The following is a 3,971-nucleotide window of genomic DNA, read 5'->3' on the forward strand; positions in this document are numbered from 1 at the left end:
GCAACAACGCGAGCGACGTCGCCATCACTGTCGTCAATGGCAGTGCGCCAGACGCGTTTGATGGCCTACCGACGCCCGACGCCATCTTCGTCGGAGGCGGCGGCCGCCCGGTGTTCGAAGCATCGCTCGAGCGTCTTGGCCCAGGCGGCACGATCGTTGCGACGTTCGCGGTGATGGAGACGGCCCTGGCCGCCGTCGATCTGCTCGACGGGGTGACCGCGAACAGCGGCGAACTCGTCCAGATCGCCGTGAATCGCTCCGTCCCGATCGGCCCGCGACAGGCCCGCCGCCTTGAGGCCGACAATCCAGTCTTCGTTGTTTGGGGGGGCCCCGTATGAACATTTTGTCCATCTCGATCACCGATGCCGGCCGGCAACATGCCACCCATCTTCCGTATGCCGCCGAGCACGGCGACCTCGCCCGGACCGTTCGCGAACGCTGGAACGATGTCGATGCGTTCGTGCTGTTCTGTTCGGTGGGGATCGCGGTGCGCGTCGTCGGCCCGCTCCTCGATGACAAGTCCACCGACCCCGCAGTCGTCGTTGTCGACGATGCCGGGGCACATGTCGTCGCGCTCGCCGGCGGGCACCATGGGGCCAACGACCTCGCCATCGATGTCGCCACATTGCTCGGCGCTGTTGCGGTGGTGTCGACGGCAACCGACGTGACCGCGACCCCTGCCCTCGACACACCCGCCGGGTTCGTTGCCGTCGGCAACGTCGCTGAAATCACTCGGCGAATGCTTGACGGCGATCCGGTGCGTCTCGGGTTCAGCGCCGACCTGACGCACTGGCCGATTCCTGATTCGCTTGCCCATCTCATCGACGTACCAGCAGGCGACGGCGCCGAAATCATCGTGTCCGATCGGAAGAGCGCCCGTGCGGTCGACGTCGTGCTTCACCCGCCGACCCTGGTCGTCGGTATTGGCTCGAGCACCGACGCTGCCGAAAACGCCGCGAGTGAACTGCTCGACGCCGCGCTCGACGAGCACGATCTTGCCCGCGAGTCGATCGCACTCGTCGCCACCATCGACCGACGGGCCACTCATCCGGTCGTGACGAGCCTCGGTCTTCCCATCCGGTCGTTCACAAGTACCGATCTCGCCGCGGTCGAGGTGCCCAACCCGAGTGATGTCGTGGCGGCCGAAGTCGGGACGCCATCGGTTGCCGAGGCGGCAGCGCTCCTGGCAGCTGGACCCGGAGGGCAACTCGTGGTCACCAAGCGGAAGGGCGCCACCGCCACCGTGGCGATTGCGCGCCGGGCGGCTCCTGAAGGCTCGCTCCAGGTCGTGGGCCTCGGTCCGGGCGACGCGAAGCACCGCACGCCCGAGGCCGGCACGGCGATTCGTCACGCCGACGTCGTGATCGGCTACGAGTACTACGTCGACCAATGCACCGATCTATGCAGAGCCAGCCAGGAGATCGTCCGGAGCCCGATTGGTGCCGAGATCGACCGCTGCATCGAGGCCGTCGAGCGTGCCGCCAAAGGCCAACGAGTTGCCCTCGTCTGCTCGGGTGACCCCGGTATCTTCGCGATGGCGACCCTGGTACTGGACGTCGCAGCGCGATACGGCCACCCCCCGATCCACATCGTTCCAGGAGTGACCGCGAGCCTCGCCGCTGCGTCGATCCTCGGGGCGCCACTGGCACATGACCACGCGCTCGTTTCGCTGTCGGATCTGCTCACACCGTGGGCGGTCATCGAGCAACGGCTCCACGCATTGGCGGCGGGCGATCTTGCGGTGGCCTTTTACAACCCGCGCTCGCGGCGACGCATCACACAACTCGAAGCTGCGCGCGACATCCTGCTCACAGCGCGCGGGGCGACGACCCCCGTCGGAATCGTGGTCAACGCGACGCGGGAAGGCGAACGAGTGATCGCGACGACGCTCGGCGAGATGGACACCGCAGAGGTTGACATGTTCTCGATCGTCGTCGTCGGCTCGTCGACAACCGAGTGGAGCAACGGGCGCATGGTGACACCGAGGGGCTATGACTCTGCGCTCGCCTGACCGCGCCCCCGACCGCGCCCCCGACCGCGCTCCTGACCGCGCCCCTGACCGCGCCCCTGAACAGGGTCGACCGACGACGGTGCGGATCGACACAAGCTGCACCGCGTGTGGAAACTGCATCATCACGTGTGGCCCGCGTGCACTTCGTCCAGCACCGGGCCGACCTGCGGTGATCGACGACTCGTGCACCGTGTGCGGCGAGTGCATCGAGGTCTGCCCGGACGGCGCGATCACCGAGATCCGGCTGGGGAGTTCGCAGTGAGCATCCCAGGCAACGGCGAAGGTCCAGCAGTGCACCCGATCGAGGTGGAGAGCTACCGCATCCTTTCGTCACTCGTCGACCTCAGCGCGCTCCGAGATGCTGATCGCTCGATCGTCGAACGAATGATCCATGCCACAGCCGATCTGTCGTCCGCCGAGTCAGCGCGCCTGGGTGACCACGCCGCAGCTGCGCTCCAGACGGCGCTCGCCACCGACGCACCCGTGATCGTCGACGCAGCGATGGTCGCCGCAGGCATCACCCGATATCCGACCGAGTGTTGGCTCCCCCACGTACCGGTGGCCCCCGATGGCTCGACCCGTTCGGCCGCTGCATTCACGCTTGCCGCTCGCGAGCATCCTGACGGCGCCGTGTTCGTCGTTGGCAACGCACCGACAGCGCTCTTCGAACTCATCGACATGTTCGAGCGCGGCGTCGTGCGCCCAGCTGCGGTGGTCGGCTTGCCGGTGGGGTTCGTCGGCGCCGCAGAGTCCAAGGCAGCCCTGTGGCAGAGCGGCCTTGCGCCGATCTCGATCACCAACCAAGGCATGCGTGGAGGCAGCTCCCCTGCCGCTGGCGCTGTGAACGCAATCGTTCGACGCGTCCAGGCTGCCAAGCAGGCGCTCCGATGAGCGGGCTGCCCGTCGTGCTCGACACGCGTGGACAGCACTGCGTGGTCGTCGGCTGCGGTCGGGCAGGCGCCCGCAAGCTCACGTCGCTGATCGACTCGGGAGCGAGCGTGACGGTCATCGACCCAGTCGGGAGCGACTCATTGGCCCAGGATCACGTCGCCCACGTCGTCGGAGACCAGGTGCAGTTTCTGCGCCGACGCTGGCAGCAAACGGACGCAATGGGTGCGCGTGTCGCAGTGATCGCCACCGACGACCCCGACGTCAACGAAGCCGCCGCGATCGACGCCAAGCAAAGTGGCTCGCTCGTCTTGCGATGCGATCTTCCCGACGCTGGCGATCTTCGACTTCCCGCTGTTCACCGCGTCGGCCGAGTGACCCTTGCCGTCGACACCGACGGCGCCAGCCCCACACTCGCCGCGTACCTCCGCGACGCCGCTGCGACCATGACCGAGGGTTGGGGCGAACTCGCTGACTGGGCTGCTGCGCATCGACCTGTCACCACCGCAGACCTCGCCCGCAAGTTCGACAGCATCAGATCAACCCATCAGGAGCAGACCACATGACTGTCCACCTCGTCGGAGCCGGCCCCGGCGACCCCGGCTTGATCACCGTCAAAGGTGCACAACTGCTCGGCCGTGCCGAAGTCCTTGTCTATGACCGACTGGTCAGCCAAGAACTCATCAACCTCGTGCCAGCATCCTGTGAACGAATCAGCGCCGCCAAAGAGCCGCGCAAACCCACGATGACGCAGGACGAGATCAACGCGCTGCTGGTCGAACGAGGCAAGCGTGGCCAGGAGGTCGTTCGTCTCAAAGGGGGCGATCCCTGTGTGTTCGCACGCGGCGGCGAGGAGGCACATGCCCTCCTCGCCGCAGGCGTGGAGTTCGACGTGGTTCCCGGGATCACGTCAGCCATCGCTGCGCCGACCGCTGCAGGTATCCCGGTAACTCTGCGCCATCAGGCATTGTCAGTCACATTTGTCACCGGACACGAAGACCCCCTGAGCGGGCAAACCGTCGACTGGGAGGCCCTCGCCGCAGTCGGAGGAACGCTCGTCGTGCTGATGGGC

Annotated in this window: 5 protein-coding genes and 1 pseudogene; all 6 read left to right on the top strand. The window is 66.8% G+C overall.

The window, feature by feature from the left end; translation table 11 throughout:
* Nucleotides 1-338, top strand: a pseudogene (locus tag ACH2EI_RS21285) (hypothetical protein); the annotation flags it as partial.
* The gene (gene cobJ, locus ACH2EI_RS21290; protein WP_395161509.1) at nucleotides 335-2,011 is read left to right on the top strand and encodes a precorrin-3B C(17)-methyltransferase; all 1,677 of its coding nucleotides are present in this window, start codon (nucleotides 335-337) and stop codon (nucleotides 2,009-2,011) included. The pseudogene ACH2EI_RS21285 and the gene cobJ, both read left to right, overlap by 4 nt.
* Nucleotides 1,992-2,273 (top strand): 4Fe-4S binding protein, encoded by a 282-nt coding sequence (locus ACH2EI_RS21295; protein ID WP_395161511.1) that lies wholly within the window; start codon nucleotides 1,992-1,994, stop codon nucleotides 2,271-2,273. Before cobJ ends, ACH2EI_RS21295 begins: the two co-directional genes overlap by 20 nt.
* Nucleotides 2,270-2,902, top strand: coding sequence for a precorrin-8X methylmutase (locus ACH2EI_RS21300; RefSeq protein WP_395161513.1), 633 nt, complete (start codon nucleotides 2,270-2,272; stop codon nucleotides 2,900-2,902). The genes ACH2EI_RS21295 and ACH2EI_RS21300 overlap by 4 nt, the downstream gene beginning before the upstream one ends.
* A complete protein-coding gene (locus ACH2EI_RS21305) occupies nucleotides 2,899-3,465 on the top strand; it encodes a bifunctional precorrin-2 dehydrogenase/sirohydrochlorin ferrochelatase (protein WP_395156090.1) in 567 nt (188 codons plus the stop codon). Before ACH2EI_RS21300 ends, ACH2EI_RS21305 begins: the two co-directional genes overlap by 4 nt.
* Nucleotides 3,462-3,971 (top strand): uroporphyrinogen-III C-methyltransferase (gene cobA, locus ACH2EI_RS21310; protein ID WP_395161515.1); only part of this gene is annotated, 510 nt, incomplete at its 3' end. The genes ACH2EI_RS21305 and cobA, both read left to right, overlap by 4 nt.

It is taken from the genome of Ilumatobacter sp. (genome assembly GCF_041688325.1).
Lineage (GTDB): Bacteria > Actinomycetota > Acidimicrobiia > Acidimicrobiales > Ilumatobacteraceae > Ilumatobacter_A.

Excerpts from the sequence above, each read along its gene's own strand:
- cobJ (WP_395161509.1), top strand. The coding sequence starts at position 335 with ATGAACATTTTGTCCATCTCGATCACCGATGCCGGCCGGCAACATGCC.
- ACH2EI_RS21295 (WP_395161511.1), top strand. The coding sequence starts at position 1,992 with ATGACTCTGCGCTCGCCTGACCGCGCCCCCGACCGCGCCCCCGACCGC.
- ACH2EI_RS21305 (WP_395156090.1), top strand. The coding sequence starts at position 2,899 with ATGAGCGGGCTGCCCGTCGTGCTCGACACGCGTGGACAGCACTGCGTG.